This is a genomic window from Nonomuraea sp. NPDC005650 (genome assembly GCF_040605375.1).
In the GTDB taxonomy this organism is placed as follows: Bacteria; Actinomycetota; Actinomycetes; order Streptosporangiales; family Streptosporangiaceae; genus Nonomuraea.
Window position 1 is genome coordinate 38,852 of the sequence record NZ_JBEXCR010000051.1, and the last position, 18,372, is coordinate 57,223.

At 74.2% G+C, this 18,372-nt stretch carries 15 protein-coding genes; 11 read left to right on the forward strand and 4 right to left on the reverse strand.

The genetic code is table 11. The features are described from left to right. Positions 1-38 precede the first annotated feature (38 nt). The 3 genes from ABZS69_RS55110 to ABZS69_RS55120 are packed head-to-tail and all read left to right on the forward strand — an operon-like array spanning position 39 to position 5,532. On the forward strand, positions 39-2,183 hold the full coding sequence (locus ABZS69_RS55110; RefSeq protein ID WP_355389327.1) for a hypothetical protein: 2,145 nt from the start codon (positions 39-41) through the stop codon (positions 2,181-2,183). Beyond that, positions 2,180-3,304: a DUF58 domain-containing protein gene (locus ABZS69_RS55115; RefSeq protein ID WP_355389329.1), complete on the forward strand. Its 1,125-nt coding sequence runs from the start codon at positions 2,180-2,182 to the stop codon at positions 3,302-3,304. Before ABZS69_RS55110 ends, ABZS69_RS55115 begins: the two co-directional genes overlap by 4 nt. Then, positions 3,292-5,532, forward strand: coding sequence for a transglutaminaseTgpA domain-containing protein (locus ABZS69_RS55120; protein ID WP_355389331.1), 2,241 nt, complete (start codon positions 3,292-3,294; stop codon positions 5,530-5,532). Before ABZS69_RS55115 ends, ABZS69_RS55120 begins: the two co-directional genes overlap by 13 nt. Positions 5,533-5,538: 6 nt before the next feature. Here ABZS69_RS55120 and ABZS69_RS55125 read toward each other — a convergent pair whose 3' ends face one another. Genes ABZS69_RS55125 through ABZS69_RS55135 form a run of 3 tightly spaced genes read right to left on the reverse strand, consistent with a single transcriptional unit; the run spans position 5,539 to position 9,139 of the window. Next, on the reverse strand, positions 5,539-7,305 hold the full coding sequence (locus tag ABZS69_RS55125; protein ID WP_355389333.1) for a protein kinase: 1,767 nt from the start codon (positions 7,303-7,305) through the stop codon (positions 5,539-5,541). Next, the gene (locus ABZS69_RS55130) at positions 7,302-8,495 is read right to left on the reverse strand and encodes a hypothetical protein (RefSeq protein ID WP_355389335.1); all 1,194 of its coding nucleotides are present in this window, start codon (positions 8,493-8,495) and stop codon (positions 7,302-7,304) included. Before ABZS69_RS55130 ends, ABZS69_RS55125 begins: the two co-directional genes overlap by 4 nt. Positions 8,496-8,506: 11 nt before the next feature. Beyond that, positions 8,507-9,139 (reverse strand): hypothetical protein, encoded by a 633-nt coding sequence (locus tag ABZS69_RS55135; protein WP_355389337.1) that lies wholly within the window; start codon positions 9,137-9,139, stop codon positions 8,507-8,509. 334 nt (positions 9,140-9,473) lie between these two features. Between ABZS69_RS55135 and mycP the strand changes: the two genes are divergently transcribed. The 8 genes from mycP to ABZS69_RS55175 all read left to right on the forward strand — a co-directional run bounded on the left by mycP (position 9,474) and on the right by ABZS69_RS55175 (position 14,355). Then, positions 9,474-10,559: a type VII secretion-associated serine protease mycosin gene (mycP, locus tag ABZS69_RS55140; RefSeq protein ID WP_355389339.1), complete on the forward strand. Its 1,086-nt coding sequence runs from the start codon at positions 9,474-9,476 to the stop codon at positions 10,557-10,559. An 85-nt stretch (positions 10,560-10,644) separates the two neighbouring features. Continuing rightward, on the forward strand, positions 10,645-10,968 hold the full coding sequence (locus tag ABZS69_RS55145) for a WXG100 family type VII secretion target (protein ID WP_355389341.1): 324 nt from the start codon (positions 10,645-10,647) through the stop codon (positions 10,966-10,968). Between the two features lie 16 nt (positions 10,969-10,984). Further along, the gene (locus ABZS69_RS55150) at positions 10,985-11,284 is read left to right on the forward strand and encodes a WXG100 family type VII secretion target (RefSeq protein ID WP_355389343.1); all 300 of its coding nucleotides are present in this window, start codon (positions 10,985-10,987) and stop codon (positions 11,282-11,284) included. A gap of 5 nt (positions 11,285-11,289) precedes the next feature. Then, positions 11,290-11,625, forward strand: a complete 336-nt coding sequence (locus ABZS69_RS55155) for a hypothetical protein (RefSeq protein WP_355389345.1) — start codon at positions 11,290-11,292, stop codon at positions 11,623-11,625. Positions 11,626-11,639: 14 nt separating this feature from the next. Next, on the forward strand, positions 11,640-12,899 hold the full coding sequence (locus ABZS69_RS55160; protein WP_355389347.1) for a hypothetical protein: 1,260 nt from the start codon (positions 11,640-11,642) through the stop codon (positions 12,897-12,899). 3 nt (positions 12,900-12,902) lie between these two features. Next, positions 12,903-13,229 (forward strand): hypothetical protein, encoded by a 327-nt coding sequence (locus tag ABZS69_RS55165; protein ID WP_355389349.1) that lies wholly within the window; start codon positions 12,903-12,905, stop codon positions 13,227-13,229. A 2-nt stretch (positions 13,230-13,231) separates the two neighbouring features. Beyond that, on the forward strand, positions 13,232-13,930 hold the full coding sequence (locus ABZS69_RS55170; RefSeq protein WP_355389351.1) for a hypothetical protein: 699 nt from the start codon (positions 13,232-13,234) through the stop codon (positions 13,928-13,930). Then, complete coding sequence (locus ABZS69_RS55175; RefSeq protein WP_355389353.1) at positions 13,927-14,355, forward strand: hypothetical protein; 429 nt, start codon at positions 13,927-13,929, stop codon at positions 14,353-14,355. The genes ABZS69_RS55170 and ABZS69_RS55175 overlap by 4 nt, the downstream gene beginning before the upstream one ends. On the opposite strand, the gene eccCa is transcribed toward ABZS69_RS55175, so the two are convergent. Next, positions 14,356-18,357, reverse strand: a complete 4,002-nt coding sequence (gene eccCa, locus ABZS69_RS55180; RefSeq protein WP_355389355.1) for a type VII secretion protein EccCa — start codon at positions 18,355-18,357, stop codon at positions 14,356-14,358. It abuts the gene before it with no gap. Between the last annotated feature and the right edge of the window lie 15 nt (positions 18,358-18,372).

An 18,372-nucleotide genomic window follows, 5' to 3' on the forward strand; every position in this document is an offset into this window, starting at 1 on the left:
GGTGACCGCGGGCACGTACACGTACGGGATGTGAGTCGGTGGCCATTCGGTGGCGTATTGCGGCGGGACGGCGGGCGGCGGGAATCGTCGCGGGCGCCCTCGTCGCCGTGCTGGTCGGCGTCGGCCTGTTCCTGGGCCAGGGCGTCTCCAGCGCCCGCCCCAAGCTCTCCGACGTCGGGGCGTGGCTCGGCAGCGCGCTCAACGGCGAGGTCGTGCACGCCAACGGCCTGTCCGGGCAGCTGGACGGCCGCGTGGACCTGGCCTCCGCCGAGGGCGAGCCGCTCAAGGTGGTGCAGGACGGCAACAACGTGCTCGTCATGGACTCCACGGGCAAGGTCGGCCGCATCGACCCCACCCAGCTTGAGGTCGCCCAGACCAACACGCTCGGCGCGGGCGGCATGCAGATCGTGATGGGCGGCGGGAAGGCGTACGGGGTCGACCCGCGGGCCGGCACCGTGCAGCAGCTCGACCCGATGACGGTGAGCACGATCGGCTCCCCGCTCACGCTCAAGGCGCCGCTCGGCCAGGCCGGCATCGGCAAGGACGGCACGCTGTGGGTGCCGGTGCCCGAGGAGGGCACGCTGGTCCAGGTCATGGACGGCCGGCAGGTCAAGGCCGTGACGGTCGGCGAGCCCGGCGACCCGCTCACCCTGACGATCGCGAACGGCGCCCCGCTGGTCACGAACTCCACCGCCGCCTCCGCCATGCTGATCGGCCCGGCGGGCACCAGGCTCCAGGTGGCCCTGCCCAGCACGGTGACGGGCGCCGGCGGCGCGGGTCTGCTGGTCCCGGCGGTGGCCGAGAGCCAGATCGTGCCGATCCTGGAGCCCAAGAAGGGCGCGCTCGTCCTGGTCGACACCGCCGGCGGCGGGCTGACCACGGTCTCGGTGAAGGGCGGCAAGCTGGGGGCGCCGCAGGCGCTCGGGCGGCGCGTCTACATCGCCGACGAGAGCACGGGCCGGCTCATCGTGTACGACACGGTGGCCAAGGCGTTCGAGCCCGAGAAGGTCGTCACCGGCAAGGCGGGGCCGCTGGAGGTGTTCGTCAAGGACGGGCTGCTCTGGGTGAACGACCAGTTCAGCGAGACCGCCCTGGTCATCGAGCAGGACGGCAGGGGGCACCGGGTCGGCAAGTACGACGAGGCGCTCGGCCAGAAGGACACGCCGACGCCGCTGCCGATCCCGAGCGACCTGCCCACGGTGGTGCAGCCGACCCAGGTGCCCACCCGGTCGACCAGGCAGCCCACCGGGAAGCCGACGTCCGTGCCGACGCAGACCAAGACGGCCGCGCCGACCGTGACCGTGACGAAGACCCCGACCCCCACCCCGACCCCGACCCCGACCCCGACGCCCACTCCGACGCCGACCCAGACCCCCGATCCGCCGGGAGCGGTGACGGCCAGGTCCGGGCCCGGCTGGATGGAGGTCACCTTCACGCCCTCCCGCCAGGGCACGGTCAAGGGCTACACGCTCAAGGGCGCCGCCGACGTCACGCCGTCCCGCGTGCAGCCCGACGGGCCGTACCAGTTCCGGGTGAACGGCGGCAGGTGCGACCAGGAGTACACCTTCACCGTGGTCGCCGTGTGGTCCGGCGGCGAGGTGGAGTCCCAGCCGTCGGTGCCCGTGCGCCCGTGCGTCGCGCCGGGCCGGCCGTCCGGCTTCACCGCCAAGGCCAAGAACCACGGCGCCGACCTGACCTGGTCGGCCCCGGAGAACGCGAAGGACGGCGGCGTCAGCTACACCCTGGACGGCCCCGGCAGCCACCCGGCGACCTCCGACGGCACCGGCGCCGAGGTCACCGGGCTCAAGAACGGCCAGTCCTACACCTGGACGCTGCGGGCCAAGAACGCGGCGGGCGAGAGCGAGGACCGCGCGGAGGCCACGGCCGACCTGCGCCCGCCGTCCGCGCAGTTCAACAACGCCAACAACAACGACAGGGACACGCTGATCCGGCCCGGGCCCGGCGGCGGCGGCGAGGCGGGGCGCATCCCCAAGGGCGAGTACATCACGATGACCGTGCTATGCCAGCAGAAGGGCGCCGCCTTCACCGACACGGACACGGGCCTGAGCAGCGACGTCTGGAACAAGGTGGAGTCCAGCCGGGGCAACGGCTGGCTCAACGACGTGCTGATGGCCACCCCGAAGGGGGGCTTCCCCGCGGCCCCGCTCTGGGAGTGCGAATGATCACCAGGGCGGGATGGGGCCTGGCGGCAGCATCGGTGCTGGTCTACGCCGTGGGGGCGCCGTTCGGGTACACCCAGGCGGCGGTCCTCGCCGTGGCGGGGCTGGCCGCCGTGGGCGCGAGCGCGCTGTGGACGCTCCGGGGCGCCGGGCTGGACGTGCGCCGGGAGCTGACGCCGGTGAAGGTGGCCAGGGGCGAGCCCGCGGTGGCCCTCCTGCACGTGCGCAACACCGGCCGCCGGCGCCACGCCGGGCTGGTGGCCCGCGACACCTGCCGGGGCACGTCCGTCACGGTCGAGGTGCCGGTGCTGGCGCGCGACACCGCGCGGACGGTGTCGTACCGGCTGCTCACCCGGCGGCGCGGGGAGACGCCCGTCGGGCCGCTGCTGCTCGACCGCACCGACCCGTTCGGGCTGGCGCGGCGCTCGATCGCGTACGGGCGCACCGACCTGCTCCTGGTCCGGCCGCGTACGGTGCCGCTCGCGCCCCCGCACGCCGGCCGCCGGCGGCACCTCGACGGGCTCGACTCGCGCTCCGCGCCGAGCGGGGCGATCAGCTTCAACGGGCTGCGCGACTACGTGATCGGCGACGACCTGCGGCACGTCCACTGGCGCTCCACGGCCCGCACCGGCGTCCTCATGGTCAAGGAGCTGACCGACGTCAACCTGCCGAGCACCGTCACCGTCCTGGACACCCGGCGCTCCTCGTACGAGGGGGACGACGAGTTCGAGCTGGCCGTGGACGTGGCGGCGTCGGTGGCCTGCGCCGTGACGCGCGACCGGTTCCCCGTGCGGCTGCTCACGGGGGAGGGGGAACTGCTGCACGCCAAGGGCGGGCCGGGCGAGGCCGAGGAGGTCCTGGACCGGCTCGCCGTGGTGGAGCGCTCCGAGCAGGCGGACGCGCCGCTCCACGCCCTGCGGCGGGCGGGCTCGGGCGGGGCGCTGGTGCTGGTCAGCGGCACGTTCGCGAGCCTCACGGACGCGGCCGCCGTGCGGCGCCGCTTCGACGAGGTGCTGTTCGTGCGGGTCGGCGACCCGGTGGAGGGCGGGCGGCCGGCGGCGGCCGGGGTGACGGTCATCGAGGTCAGCGACCTGGCGGAGCTGGCGGCGGCATGGCCCCGATAGCCCGCCCGGCGCCCGGCGACGTCGCGGTGCCACAGGGGCGCACCGCGACGTCGCCGGACGCCGGGCCGGGGGCGTCGGGGGCCGGGGCACGTGGGCCGGGGTCGGCGGTGCGCGGGTTGGCGTCCGTGGGGGTCGTGGCGCTGCTGGCCGCGACGGCCGGGCTCGCGTTCGACGGGGTGTTCGCGCCGGCCGCCCTGCTCCCCGTGGTCGGGGTGGCCGCCGGGGTGCCGTGCGTGCTGTCGCTGCTGCTGCACGGGCGGCTGCCGCTGTGGGGAACGGTCCCGGTCAGCGTGCTGGGCTGGCTGGTGGCGGTGTCGGCGACCCTCTTCAGGTCGGAGGCCTGGCTCGGGTTCCTGCCCGGCCCGGCCGCCGTGCGCGCGGCCCTGCTCGGCGTGCGCGACGCGGGCGGCCGGCTCCTGACCACGATTCTCCCCGCGGCGCCCGACAGCACGGCCATCGTGCTGGTCAGCTTCCTGGTCTGGGCCGCCGCCCTGGCCGGGGCCGAGATCGCGCTGCGGTCCAGGGCCGTCATGCTGCCCGCCCTGGCCGCGCTCCCCGTGCTCGCCGTCGCGGTCGTGCTGGGGGTCGCCGGGGGCGGGTCCGTGGTGCCGTACGCGGCGGCGTTCGCCGGGCTCACCCTGCTGCTCGGCCTGGTCAGGGCGGCCAGGTCGGCGGGGACGGCCGCGGTGGGCGTGCCGCTGCTGGCCGCCCTGGTGCTGGCCGCCGTCATCGCGGCGCCCGCCCTGCCCATGGCCTCCCACCCGTACGACGTGCGCCGGCTCGTCGAGCAGCCCCCGCCACGGCCGATCAGCGGCGTGAGCGCGCTCGACCAGGTGTCGGCCTGGCTGCAGAACCCGCAGCGCGAGCTGTTCACGGTCGCCACCCCCTCCGAGGCGAACCTGCGCCTGGCGGTCCTGGACACCTTCGACGGGGTCACGTGGACGTCGGGCGCGGGGTTCGTCCCCACGGGCGGGCGGGTGCCGGGGCAGGAGGGCGGCGGAGACCCGGTCACGCAACGGTTCACCCTGCAGAAGCTCCCGGGCCCGTGGCTGCCCGCCGCCGACCGTCCGACGCTGGCGAAGGGCGCGGGCATCGTGGTCGATCCCGCGACCGGCATGCTGGCGAGCACGCAGGCGCGCGAGGGCATGACGTACGAGGTGACCTCGGGGATCCGCCACTACACGGCGGAGGATCTGCGGGCGGCCGCCCCCGCCGCCGACCCGGCCGCGCTGCGGCTGCCGGACGGGCCGGACGGCCGTACGCCGCCGCAGCGGGCCCGCCTCCTCGCCATCGCCCGCCGGGCCACGGCCGGGGCGCAGAACCCGACGCAGCGGGCCGCCCGGCTGGCCGCCTACCTGCGCAAGCACGCGGTGAACGACGTCAACTCGGCTCCCGGGCACGGCTACCGCAGCATCGAGTTCTTCCTGACGGAGTCGCGCAGGGGGACGACGGAGCAGTTCGCCGCCTCGTTCGCGCTGCTGGCCCGCGCGATCGGGCTGCCGAGCCGGATCGTCGTGGGCTTCCGCCCGGGATCGGGCTCCGGCGGGGTGCGGCAGGTGCGCGGCGGGGACGTGCTGGCCTGGGCCGAGGTCGAGTTCGAGGGGATCGGGTGGGTGCCGTTCTACCCGACGCCCTCGCGTACGCGCTCGGGAGGGGGCGGCGACGTGGCCGAGGGCGCGCCGAAGCAGGCGCGGGAGATCGAGCAGGCGATCAACAGCGACTCCTCCGAGCCCAAACCGACCCCTACGGCCGCCAACCGGTCCACCCCGACCCCGGCGCCCCGCCCCGGCGGCTCCGCGGGCCCGCTCCTCTGGGTGGCCGTGGCCGCCGCCGCGCTCCTGGCGTACGTCCTCGCGGTGCTCGTCGTGCCGCCGCTGAGACGGATGCGCCGCCGCCGGGCCGCCGCGCCCGCCGCCCGGGTCGTCGGGGCGTGGCGGCAGACCGTGGCCAGGCTGCGCGTGGCCGGGATCCCGGTGCCCTCGGACGCGCTGACGGCCGGCGAGGTGGCGTCCTTGGCCGAGTCCGCGCTGGGCGCCGCCGCGCGGGAGCCGCTCACGACGCTCGCCGACCTGGCGAACCTGGCGACGTTCGGGGCGGCGCCCGTGGACCAGGCCGACGCCGACCTCGCCTGGCGCCACTTCGGCGGGGTGGACGCGCTGGTGCGGCGGCAGGTCGGCCTCGCGACCAGGATTGCGCACCGCCTGTCGCCGCGGTCCCTGGTGGGATAGCCCGGCTCAGGAGGGCGGCGGGGTGGCCAGGGGGAGCACGATCGGGGGCTGGACCTGGTCGTCCTGGCCGCCCGGGCTCGTCTCCGCGGCGCCGCGGATGCACAGGGCCGACGACCACGCCACCGACGAGGGCTGGCCCAGGGCGACCACGGCGCCGACCTTGAAGCAGTAGCCCGTGACCGGGTCCAGGCCGCCCAGGGTGTAGGTGTTGCCGCCGCTCGCCGCCGACACCAGTCGGTCGCCCGGGGCCTGCTGGATCACCACGGGATAGCCGCTCTTGCGCACCGCCTTCCATGCGAGCGTCACCGTGGTGCCGTTGTCGGAGACCACTTTGAGGCTCTTGGGGCGGTACGCGGCCACCGCCGCGGGGTCGACGGTCTGGCGGCGCGCGGGCTGCTCGGACGGCTGCGGCGGGGTCTTGCCCGGCGGTGTCTCGCCCGGTGGTGTCCGCTGGTCGGCCGGCTGCTCTGTCGACCGGTCCGTCGGCTGGTGGTCGGCCTGGGGTGGCGTGCCGGGGGTCGCGGTGACGCCGGTGTCGGGTGCGGCGGCGGTCGCGCCTACGGGCTGCGGGGTGTCGACGCCTGGCCGGCCGTTCATCGCCAGTGCCACGCTGCCCACGCCCGCCAGTACGGCCAGCACCGAGGCCGTGGTGACCAGCAGCGGGACCCGGCTGCTCCGGCCCGGCTCGGCGGCGGGTGCGTGGGGGGCGGAGACCTCGGGTTGAGGCTGGGAGAAGGGCTGGGGGCCGGTGGGCGGCCTGACCTGGGAACGGTCGGGATCCACCGTCCAGACCAGCTCACGCGGCCCCGACCGCTCCGCCGGCCCCGAGTCCTCCGGCGTGGGGGAGGGGAGGCGCGAGGTGAGGGGCTGGCCCGCGTCCCCGAGGGGCAGGCGGGCGGTTGCGGGCTGGCTCGCGTCGCCCGTGGGCAGGCGGTTCGGGTCTCCGAGGGGCAGGCGGGCCGTCAGGGGTGGGGCGGTGATGGGGGCGACGGCGGCCAGGTCGGCGGCCGTCGGGCGGGCGTCCGGGTCCTTGGCCATCGCCTTCAGCAGGGTCTCGGCCAGGTCCGCCGGCACCGCGGGCGGGAGCGGCGGCGGCGCCTCCGTCAGCACCCCGAGCGCGAACTTGGCCGTGCCCCCCGCCCCGTCCAGCGGGAACGCGGGCCGTCCCGCCAGCAGCTCGTACACCATCGACCCGAGCGAGTACACGTCGGAGGCCGGCACCGGCGGGCGGCCTTCCAGCTCCTCCGGCGCCGCGTGCACCGACGGGAGGGTGCCGTCGGGCAGCTCAACGATCGACATCAGCGCGGACATGGCGAACCCCGTGAGCATCACCCCGCGACCGGCCATGATGACGTTCCCGGGCGTGACCCGGCCGTGCGCGCCCCCTGCCGCGTGCGTCGCCGCGAGCGTGCCCGCCACCGCCCGCAGCAGTCCCACCGCCTGGTCGGGCGGCATCGGCAGGCTCCGCCCCGGCCGCTCGGCGAGCGTGATGCCGCCGTGGAGCGGCGTCACCAGGTACGGCCGCCCGTCGCCGGTGGCCCCCACCTCCAGCACCGGGATCACGCCGTCGTGGGCCGCCAGCGCCTCGGGGAAGCCGAAGCCGCGCACGATCCGCTTCAGCGCCCGCCGGTCCACCCGGTGGCACGTGAGGGTCTTGACCAGCACCTCGGCACCCGTGGTCGCGCTCTGCGCGAGATGCGCGGTCCACGGGCCGTCCTGGCCGGCCCGCTCCAGCAGCCGGTAGCCGCGGACCCGCTCGGTCGTCACCGTCATGCGATCACGGACGGGCCGCCCATGTCATCGGTCTCGAACGCCTCGTCCTCCACCATCGGGAGCCTGGTCTTGTCGCGGTCCCGCTCGTTCCCGTTCTGGCCGCCGCCCATCATCGGCGGCATCATGCCCATCGGCATGCCGGCGGCGCCCAGCCGGCCCGCGCCGCCCGCGGGCGATCCCGAGCCGCTGAGCTGCGTGGCCGGGGCGCTGCCCGGGAAGGTGCCGGGGCCGCCGCTGGTGGGCTGGCCGGTGGTCACGGCGGGCGGCAGGTTCGTCTGCGGCAGGGCCGTCTGGGGCGGCTGGCTCGCGAGTGTCGTGGTGGGCGTCTGGGGCAGGTTGGGGTTGTTCAGCTCGGGGCTCTTCAGGTCCGGGGTCTGCGGGCTCTGGAGCGAGGGGTCCTTCAACGAGGGGTCCTGCAGCGACGGATCCTTGAGCGAGGGATCCTTCAGCGAGGGGTCCTGGAGCGACGGGTTCTGCGGGGACGGGTCCTGGAGGCCGGGGGTGTCGAGGCCGGACGGGGTGCTCGGCAGGCCGAGACCGGAGGTCGCGTACGGGGAGCCCAGGTTGGAGCCCGCGTAGGGGCTGCCGGTCAGGCCGGCCGGCAGCGCCGGTCCGGTCCCGAGGGACGGGTCGGTCATCCCCACCTGCGGAGCCGAGGAACGCTGTTCCACATAGCCCGCGATGGACCCGTACACGTCCCCCATGAACCTGTTGAGCTGCCGCAGGTGATGGCGGGCGAGCGCATGGCCGTTGGTATCGCTGCCGAAGGCGTCGCCGATGTCGTCGTCGAGGCCGACGCTGCCCGTCCGCGGCACGTTGTTCTGGAACCAGGGGAGCACCTGGGCGCCGTACCACTCCAGGGGCACGCCGACGGAGTCGGCGGCGATGCTGATGCGCGCGAGGTCGCGCTGCAGCTCGCCGACGGTCTCGAAGATCTTCTGCAGGGACTCGCCGCCCAGCGTCTCCGCGATGCGCCCGGCCTGGTTGTGCAGCAGCTCCACGGAATCGGCGCACATCTCGGCGATCTCCTTGTACCGCCTGCCCGCGTCGGCGACGCGGCCCGGGTTGGTGCCCTGGATCAGGGCGGCGACGCCGTCGCTGCTGTCCGAGTCGCCGTTGGCGGTGGGCCCGATGTCGTCGATCTGCGGCGCCCGGGTGTCCTTGAGCGCATCTGTCCAGTAGTCGGTCATTCCGTCCCCCGTCAGGTACGCGTGCGCAGCCCGCCCGCGATGGACTGGTCGGCGCTCTTGGCGGTCTTGACGGTGTCGTCGAGCGCCTGCACCACTGCCGCGTACACCGAGTAGACCCGGTTGATGGCGGCGTCCAGCGTGCTGTGCGCCTTGTCGGTGGTCGCCTTCATGTCGGCGGCGGCCTGCCAGTTGCCGAGGTCGCGATCCGTCAGCCCGGCGAGCGTGAGCCGGACCTTGAGACTCTGGCCGCCCAACTCCCCCTGCAGGCGCTTGAGGTCCTGGCGGAGCTGCTCCACGGGCGACGACGGGAGCGGCTTGCCGGTGGCCGGGTCCTCGTACTCGCCGACCTTGATGAACATCTCCTTCTTCGCCGTCCCCGGGTCCACCGGGTTGCGGGCCAGCAGGGCCTCGCGGTCGGCGTCCGTCGGCGTCCTGGGCGTCTCGGGCGGATAGTCGCCGTTGCGGTGGAAGTGGATGTGGTCGGCGTACGACTCCTCGATGTTGTCCGGATCGAAGTCGTACTCGGTGCCGCTGAAACCGCCCTCGTACGTCTGGTTGATCTGCGGCCGCTGGTACACCGACAGGCCGAGTCCCGGCCTGGGGTTGCCGTGCGCGTCGCCTCCCTCGGGCGCAGGTGTCGACATGCTTCCTCTCCGCGGTCGAAGGACATACCGACACTTGCCTATCCCGCGCTCCACCCGGCGGCGCTTCATTTCAAGATATTTCTAAGAGACCAGCTAGATACCGGAAATGTCGGCAGACTGCCGTACCGTGCCCTTCTCCTGGTTCGGCGCCGCGGCCATCGGCCTGGTGCTGACGCTCACCCCGACCCCAGCGCCGACCGCTGGGTCGAGTGCTGCGCCGACTCCGGGGCCGACTTCCGCACCGACCACAGCGCCGACTCCGGGGGCGACGACCGGGCCGACCGCTGCGCCGACCACCGCGCCGACCACTGGGCCGACTCCTGGGCCCACGCGCGTGGTCTCGTGCGAGCCCGAGCCCGGGGTGGCGGAGGTCACCGGCAAGCCGTGGCCGCAGGAGCGGCTGAGGTTCGAGCGGGCCTGGCGCTTCACCAGGGGCGAGGGGGTGACCGTCGCCGTCGTGGACAGCGGCGTGGACGCCGCCCACCCCCAGCTCGCGGGCGCCGTCACCGCCCAGGTCGACCTCACGGGCACGGACCTGCGCGACTGCGTCGGGCACGGCACGGCAGTGGCCGGGATCATCGCGGGCCGCGACCTCACCTCGCGCGGCGTGCCCGTCATGGGGGTCGCGCCGGCCGCGCGGATCCTGTCGATCAAGCAGACCGAGGGGAGCTCGGGCGACGTGTCCAGGCTGGCCCAGGGCATCAGGCGCGCCGCGGACCTGAACGCGGACGTGATCAACGTGTCCGTGCAGGCCCACGACCATCCCGCGCTGAAGGCCGCGGTGGCGTACGCGCAGGCCAAGGACGCGGTGATCGTGGCCGCCGCGGGCAACGTGCGCCAGGACGACGGCGCGGTCACGCCCGCGTACCCGGCCGAGTACCCCGGGGTGATCGCGGTCGGCTCGGCCTCGCCGGACGGCGGCAAGTCGGAGTTCTCCAACAGCGTGACCCGCATCTCGGTGACCGCCCCCGGAGCCGGGATCACGAGCGCCTGGACCGGCGGCGGCTACCGTACGGAGCTGGACGGCACCAGCTTCGCCGCCCCCTTCGTGGCGGGCGTCGCCGCCCTGGTCAGGGCCCGGCACCCCGAGCTCGACCACTGGCAGGTCAAGCGCCGGCTGGAGCGCACGGCGGAGGGCGGCGGCGCGGCCGGGACCGGGGCCGGGCTGGTCAACCCGCTGCTCGCGGTCACCTCGGTGCTGCCCGCCACCGAGGAGAGCGCGCCCGCCGCGCCGCCGATCGTGCTGGCCAGGGCCCCGGTGCCGGACCCGCGCACGCGCGGCGTCGCGGTGGCGATCACGGCGGGCGCGGTGGGGGCCACCGCGCTGGTGGTGTTCCTGGCGTTGACGCTGCCCAGGGCCCGTCGCAGGGGCTGGCGGGCCGGCGGGGCCACAACATTTACAGGAAAATTGAAATCGTAGCCCTGCCCGCTTTGACACATTTAATTTGATTCGCAGTACGGAAACCCGGTCGAAAATTCGGGTTCACGAGATCCGAGAGGTGCACGTGGCAGAGCCGACACGTTATCAAGAGGGCAGCCAACATAGCGCGGCCGAACGCGCGCTCATCGCCCATCAGAACATCACGCAGATTCACAACAGGCTCACCCAGATTCCCACGACGCTGGGCGCCGCCTGGCAAGGCGAGTCCGCGAACGTCTACCGCCAGGTCCTCGACGAGTGGAACCCGCAGTTCAAGAAGGTCATCGACGCGCTGCACGCGATCGCCGAGAACCTCAAGAGCTCGGGCATCACCTACACCGAGGCGAACACTCAGGCCAGCGAGGTCGCCACGAAGCTCAAGGCCGCGCTCGGCGGCGGCCAGCTCTGAGGAACGGAGAATCACCATGACGGGTGGCGGAGACATTATTCTCGCCAATTTCGACGAGATGGACGAGATCGCGTCGGAGCTCGGCCGGGCCTACGCGAATCTGGTCGGCGAACTGGCCGACCTCGAAGACGACCTCAAGGTCCTGGAAACCTGGGACGGCTCCGCCAAGGAGGTCTACCGGACCGCCAAGGAGCAGTGGAACAACGCGGTCGTGGCCATGGGTGACACCATGCAGCGCTTCGGCCCCGCCCTGCACGACGCGACGGAGATCATGCGCGACGCGGAGGCGGTCAACATCCGCCGCTGGGGCACCTGAGGCCGGTGGATCAGCCGCTCATCGACCCGGCCACCGCGGGCGACACGGCCAGGTGCAGGCCGGAGGCCCTCCTCGACGTGGCCGGCAAGCTCGGCGACGGCCTGCTGCCCCGGTTGCGGACGGCCGCGTACCAGGTGCCCGACCTGTCGCCGGCCGCGCCGGGGAGCTGGGACATCGCCCAGGGGTACGGCGAGACCGCGCGCAGGGCCCGGGTGGCGACGGGCGATTCGCTGCAGTTCGTCATGGAGCAGGTCCAGCGGATCGTCGACGACCTGGCCGCCACCGCGAACACCGTGCGGGACGCCGACCAGCGGGCCGCCGGCGCGGTGCCGCGTACGTGATTCGAGGGGATGCGTTGCCGGAACCACGACCGATCAAGGACGGCTGCCTGCAGGGCGGGAACGTCAACGCGTACGGCGGGCGCGAGGAGATCCGGCGGCTGGTCATGGGGACCAGGCCGGAGGAGTTCGCGCCGGTCGTGGACGCGTACAAGAAGACGTCCCAGCTGCTCACCGACACGATCGCGGCGCTGGGTGACAGCGCGGCGCGTCTGGTGGCAGACGGGAACTGGGGCGGGGAGTCCGCCAGGGCCATGCTCACGCGCATGAACCGGCTCCAGACCTACCTGCAGTCGCTGCGGAACGGCGTGGACGGCCTGCCTCCCGGGCTGGAGACGATGAGCGGCGAGCTGACCTCGGCGAAGGAACGCTTCGACAAGGCCACGGAGCAGCAGGAGTACTGGGTGGAGGCGAGCGGCATGGGGGCGGGGTCGATGCAGCCGCTCAACGATCCGGACGCGGACGCGCGGGCCTTCATGCAGCAGCTCAACGGCGCCTACCAGCGGGCGTACACGGCCATGCCGGACCGGCTGGCGTGGGACGCGGAACTGGCCTCGCCGGCCCCCTACCTGCCGCCGCCGGTCGACCCCGTCCCGGGGCCGGCGCAGGGGGGCGACCTGCCGTACGAGAGCACGATCCCGGTGCGGTCCCGCACCGATCTGGCCGGCACGCCCGGCCACCCATCGACTCCCGCGGGCCCGCTACCCGGCCAAGCTGCGGTGCCGGGTGCGCCCGCGGGGACGTCACCGCCCGCCTCCCTGGCGAGCTCGCCGGGCGTGCCGCCCGCCGGCGGGCCCGTCATGGGAGCCGGGCGGCCCGGCCCGGCCGGGAACACGCCGCCCGCCGGGCCGCCGCCGTCCCCCGGCACGGCCCCCGCCCCGGCCGGGCGCGACCCCCGCACCACGGGGACGACCCCTGCCAGGACCGCGAGGCCGCCGGGCGACCTGGGCACGAACCGCCCGGCGGCCACCGACCCGGGCCACCCGGCGGACCCCTATCAGAGCCGCCCCGCCGACCCGCGCACCAGCGCCGCCCAGGAGCCGGCCGGGCCGTCCGTGCGGCCGGGCAGCGTCCCGGTCGTGGACGGCTCATGGCCCCCGGCCAGATCGCCCGTGGCAGGGGCCGAGCCAGGTGCGACGGCGTCCGGCGGCGTGCCGTTCCTGCCCATGGGCGCCGCCGCGGACGGCGGGCAGAACACCCGCAGGCCGATCGCGGCGAAGAGCGACGACGACTTCTTCCGCCCCGAGGTCGTCCACGGCCCGCCGGTGGTGGGGTGAGCCATGTCCGACGAATCCGTGGCGGCGCAGGTCGAATCCATCCGGCAGATGGGCCGCAACATGGCCGCCGCTCCCATGCGGGACCTGGAGCGGATGTACTCGGCCATCGGCTACGTCGATCTCTCCGCCGGCGCCTACGGCGCGTTCGGCGTGCTCGGCTTCTCGCTGGGGCAGGCGTTCGACGACGTCAGGAAGGCCGCGCAAGATTATCTGCGGGCCAAGCGGGCCGAGGTGGCCGGCATCCACGACAAGGCGTACAGCACGGCCAACACCTATGTGGACGGCGACGGCACCGCTGGTCAGGCGGCCGCGAACATCACCAGGACGTGAACATGCTCGAACAACCGTGGTCCGTCATCGAGGGCTCGGCGATGGCCGCGACCGGCTCCGTGCTCCTCGGCTGGAACCGCGCCCGGTACGCCACCCTGGTCCTGCCCCTCATGTACGGCGACACCGCCCAGCAGCGGGCGGCGGCCGAGGGGTGGGACGAGCTGACCGGCTACCTGCGGGCGCACCCGCAGGTCGTGGACGGCTCCGTCAAGAACGTCGAGTGGACCGCCCCCAGCGCCGAGCTCTACAAGGGCACCGTGCAGGAGTACTCCGACGACGCCGCGGACAAGTCCGCCTCGCCCAAGGCGTCGGCCGACACCCTGCGCCTCACGGCCGACGTGTACGACGTCCTCGGCAAGGCCGTCTTCCTCACCGGCGCGAGCATCCTCACGGCCGGGGTGATGCACAAGGTCGCCCAGATGAATCCGTTCACCAGGGTCGCCGCGGAGGTGGCCGCCACCGGGTTCGGCCGCCGGGCGGACCATCAGGCCGGGGCGATGGCGGCCAGGGCGCGGGCCTTCGCGGAGGGCGGCAAGGGCGTGCTGGGCAAGGTGGCGCAGAAGCTGGTGCAGATGTCGCCCCGCAAACAGGTGGTCCTGGGCGGCGCCGCGGCCCTCACGGCCGGGGCGATGGGGCAGTCGGCGGTCGCCGACCAGTTCAGCGGCACAAGACTTGAAACGACTCCGGAGGTCAAGCCGTGACGACGTTCGACGAGAGTGCCCTGGACCGGCTGATCGCCGAGGCCCAGCGGCCCGCGGGCGGGCTGGACGACCTGTACGAGCAGGTCCTCACGGTCAAGGGGGCCGCGCAGGACCCAGACAAACTGGTACGGGTCGAGTGCTCGGCGCAGGGGGTCACCGGGCTGGACATCGACCCGAGGGCCATGCGCTGGGGCTCGCAGCGCCTCGCCGAGACGATCCTGGTGCTGATCGCCGACGCCCTGTCCGACATGCAGGCCAAGTCCACCGAGCTCCTCGGGGACGTCCTGGGGGACGGCCCGCTGGACCTGGCCGCCGAGGACAACCCGGCCGACCTGCGCATGCGGGACGCGCGGGAGGCGTACGAGCAGGCCATGGACCAGGCGGTGGCCGAGCTGGGCCGCATCGAGCGCGACCTCGACCGCTAGCTAGGAACCCGGGTCCAGGTAGGCGGTCTGGACGAGCTTCTCGCCCGACCGCCGGTCCACGTAGAGCCCGCGCCCCGGCGGGAGCTGCCGGGGGCGCACGTTCCCGAACAGCTGGCCCTCGTCCCGGGGGCCCGACAGCATCACGGCGGGCGAGTTCATCTCCTTCAGCCGCCGCACGATCGGGTCCAGCATGCTCCGCCCGGCCCCGCCCATGGCGCGCGCCAGGACCAGGTGCAGCCCGATGTCGCGGGCCTGCGGCAGCAGCTCGCCGAGCACGGCCAGCGGGTTGGCCGAGGTCGCCACGAGGTCGTAGTCGTCCACGATGACGTACAGGTCCTGGCCGGTCCACCAGCTCCGCGTCCGCAGCTGCTCCGAGGTGAGGTCCGGCGGCGGCAGCCGCGTCTGCATCACCTCGTGGACGCCCTTGAGCAGCTCCGCGGCGGCGGCGCTGGAGGCCGCGTACCCGATCCGGTGCTCGGTGTCGGTCGCGTCCAGCAGCGAGCGCCGGTAGTCGATGACGAGGAAGCGCGCCTCCAGCGGCGTCTTCCCGCTCGCGATGCCCTGGGCGATCACCCGCAGCAGGTTGGTCTTGCCGCTCTCGGTGTCGCCGAACACCACGAAGTGCGGGTCGGCCTCGAAGTCCAGCAGTACGGGCGCCAGCGCGGCCTCGTCGATCCCGATCGGGATCCGGGTGCCGGTGCCAGTGCTGGTCTCCGGGGGAGCGGGCAGGGTGTGCGCGGGGAGCAGGGCGGGCAGCAGCCGCACGGGCGGCGCCGGATGCCCGCGCCAGGCCGCCGCCGCGGCCTCGACCAGGGCGGCGACCCCGTCCGCGAGGTCGTCCACGGTGGAGCGGCCGTCGATGCGCGGCAGCGCGGCCAGGAAGTGCAGGGACTCGCGGGTGAGCCCGCGCCCGGGGGCCCGCTCGGGCACGTTCGAGGCCGCCTTGCGGTCGATCTCCGAGTCGAAGGAGTCGCCGAGCCGCAGCTCCAGCCGGGTGCCGAGCAGGTCGCGCACCCCGGCCCTGAACTCCATCCACCGGTTCGCGGTGCCGATCACGTGGATGCCGAACCCCAGGCCCCGGGTGACCAGGTCGCCGAGGTCGGGTTCGAGCAGCTCGTACTCCTGGCGCAGGATCGCCCAGCCGTCCACCACGATGAACACGTCGCCCCAGCCGTCGCCTTCGTAGGCACCCGAGGCGACCATCCGCCGGTAGGTGGCCATGGAGTCGATCCCGCGCTCGACGAACAGCCGCTCGCGCCGGTCGAGCAGCGTCTTGACCTCGGCGACCGTCCTGCGCACGGCGTCGGCGTCCAGCCGGTTGGCCACCCCGCCGACGTGCGGCAGCCCGGCCAGCGACGACAGCGTGCCGCCGCCGAAGTCCAGGCAGTAGAACTGCGCCTCCTTGGGGGTGTGCGTGAGCGCGAGCGAGGCGATCAGCGTGCGCAGCAGCGTGCTCTTGCCGGTCTGCGGCGCGCCGACGATCGCGACGTGGCCCGCCGCTCCCGACAGATCCAGCCAGTACGGGTCCCGCCGCTGGTCGAACGGGCTGTCCACGATCCCCGCCACGGCGTGCAGCCGCCCCGGCCGGTCCTGGCCGGTGCCCGCGGCCGTCAGCCCGTGCTCCGGCGTGGCCTCGACGGACGGCAGCAGCCGGTCGAGCGAGGCGGGCTCCTTGAGCGGCGGCAGCCAGATCGGGTGCGCCGCGGGCCCCTGCCCGGCCAGCCGCCCCACCACGATCTCCAGCAGGCTGTCCTTCCGCCCCTTGTTCTCCTCCACCACAGGCGGCAACTGCTCCACGGGCGGCATCGGCACGCGTTCCGGCCCGTACCAGACGATCTTCCCGCGGTGCCCGGCGCGCGCCGTCACCGCCGGCCCCTGCGCCGTGGCCACCTGGTACGGCCCCGACACGTACGCCGCCTTGAACCGCGTCATGCCCGTGGTCTCGAACATCAGGTACGCGTTGCCCGGCTCGGGCGGCAGCGAGTACGCGTCCGCCACCCCCAGCACAGCCCGGCTCTCGGCCGCCGAGAACGTCCGCAGGCCGATCCGGTACGAAAGGTGCGTGTCAAGCCCGCGCAGCCGTCCCGACTCCAGCCGCTGCGAGGCCAGCAGCAGGTGCACGCCCAGCGACCGGCCGAGCCGCCCGATCATCACGAACAGCTCGATGAACTCCGGCTTGGCCGACAGCAGCTCGCTGAACTCGTCCAGCACGATGAACAGCGTCGGCAGCGGGCGCAGCTTCGCCCCCTGCTCGCGGGCCTGCTCGTAGTCGCGCAGCGAGGCGTGGTTGCCGGAGGCCCGCAGCAGCTCCTGGCGGCGCACCAGCTCGCCGTGGAGCGCGTCGTGCATGCGGTCCACCAGCGGCAGCTCGTCCTCCAGGTTCGTGATGACCGCCGAGACGTGCGGCAACGTGTCGAGCCCGAGGAAGGTGGCGCCGCCCTTGAAGTCGACGAGCACGAAGTTCAGGGTCTCGGAGGAGTGCGTGATCGCCAGCGCGAGCACGAGCGTGCGCAGCAGCTCCGACTTGCCGGAGCCGGTCGCGCCGACCACGAGGCCGTGCGGGCCCATGCCGCCCTGGGCGGCCTCCTTGATGTCCAGCTCGACGGGCCGCCCGTCGGCGCCCAGGCCGAGCGGCACCCGCAGCCGGTTCCTGACCGGGCGGGGCTGCCACGTCTGGGCGGGCGCCAGCCGCCGCGCGTCGCCGATCCTGAGCAGGTCGGTGAGCGTCGTGTTCGTGGCGAACACGTCCCGCACCTCCTCCGCGCCGGCTCCCGAGCCGGTCCGCATCGGCGCGAGCTGCCTGACCAGGGCGGCGAACGCGGGCGGGTCCAGCCGGTCCGGCCGCCCCAGCACCGACCTGACCTCCTTGCCGAGCTCGTCCTCGGCGACCCTGACCACCTCGTCCGCGCCGACCTCCAGCCGCAGCGTGAGCTGCGCGGGCACCTGCGCGGTGGCGCCGCCGACGTCGATCACGGTCACGCCCTCGATGACGTCCAGGCCGAGCTGGCTGCCCGCGGGCACCGTGCCGCCGTCCACGACGATCACGTGGTACGGCAGCGCGTCCGCCGAGAGCCCCTTGCTGAAGCGCGGCCGGTCCTTCAGCTCGAACCCCAGCAGGTCGTCCAGCTCGCCCAGGTCCCCCGCGACCAGCCGCACGGGCCCCGCCCCGTCCTCCTCCGTGGGGTGCAGGGCGTGCGGCAGCCACTTGACCGGCTCCCACTCGCGCGCCCGTTCGGCGCCCGCGCACACCGAGATCCGCAGGTCCTCCGGCGCGTGCAGCGCCGCCGCCTGGGCCAGCAGGGCCCGTACGAGCCCGCGCGCCGCCGCCGGGTCACCCGTGATCACGATCCTGGCGAACGAGTGCAGCGCCAGCGCCACCGGCAGCCCGGGAACGGTGGCGTGCGTGCGGACGAACCGCCGCAGCGCGCCCGCCGTCACCGGGTCGAGGTCCTCGATCGGCCTGGTCTCCGGCGGGATCATCGGCAGCGCCAGCCGCTGCGCCGAGGTGGCGATCCTGACCTGGGCGAAGTCGTCGTCGCGGGGCCGCCGCTCCCACAGCCGGGTGGTCATCACCAACGACCACAGGGCGGCCGGGTCGGGATGGTTCCAGGTCATGGCCTTGTGCTGCTGCGCGGCGGCGGCCCGCACCCGCTTCCTGACCTGCTCCAGGTAGCGGTAGTAGTCGCGGCGCTGGCCGTTGAGCTGGCTCTTGCGCTCGCCCGCGCCGCGCATCATCTGGCCCACGGTCATGCCGATCATCGAGACTGCGAACAGGCCGCTGGAGACCAGCATGATCGGGTTGTTCGTGGAGCCGCCGGTGAACATCAGCGCCATCGCGCCCGCGCCCGCCAGCATCGGCAGGTACGTCAGGAGCTGCGTCAGCCCGCCGCCCGTCACCGTCTCGGGGATCTCCGGCGGAGACTCCAGCAGGATCTCGCCGCCGGGGGGCTCGGGTGGCCGGCGCCGCTCGGGCCTGCGGACCACGATCAGGCTGCCGCTCACGAGGCCATACAAGCC

Coding starts and splice junctions, on each gene's coding strand:
- ABZS69_RS55170 (WP_355389351.1), top strand. CDS start 13,232: ATGCTCGAACAACCGTGGTCCGTCATCGAGGGCTCGGCGATGGCCGCG.
- ABZS69_RS55125 (WP_355389333.1), bottom strand. CDS start 7,305: ATGACGGTGACGACCGAGCGGGTCCGCGGCTACCGGCTGCTGGAGCGG.
- ABZS69_RS55165 (WP_355389349.1), top strand. CDS start 12,903: ATGTCCGACGAATCCGTGGCGGCGCAGGTCGAATCCATCCGGCAGATG.
- ABZS69_RS55135 (WP_355389337.1), bottom strand. CDS start 9,139: ATGTCGACACCTGCGCCCGAGGGAGGCGACGCGCACGGCAACCCCAGG.
- ABZS69_RS55130 (WP_355389335.1), bottom strand. CDS start 8,495: ATGACCGACTACTGGACAGATGCGCTCAAGGACACCCGGGCGCCGCAG.
- ABZS69_RS55120 (WP_355389331.1), top strand. CDS start 3,292: ATGGCCCCGATAGCCCGCCCGGCGCCCGGCGACGTCGCGGTGCCACAG.
- ABZS69_RS55115 (WP_355389329.1), top strand. CDS start 2,180: ATGATCACCAGGGCGGGATGGGGCCTGGCGGCAGCATCGGTGCTGGTC.
- ABZS69_RS55150 (WP_355389343.1), top strand. CDS start 10,985: ATGACGGGTGGCGGAGACATTATTCTCGCCAATTTCGACGAGATGGAC.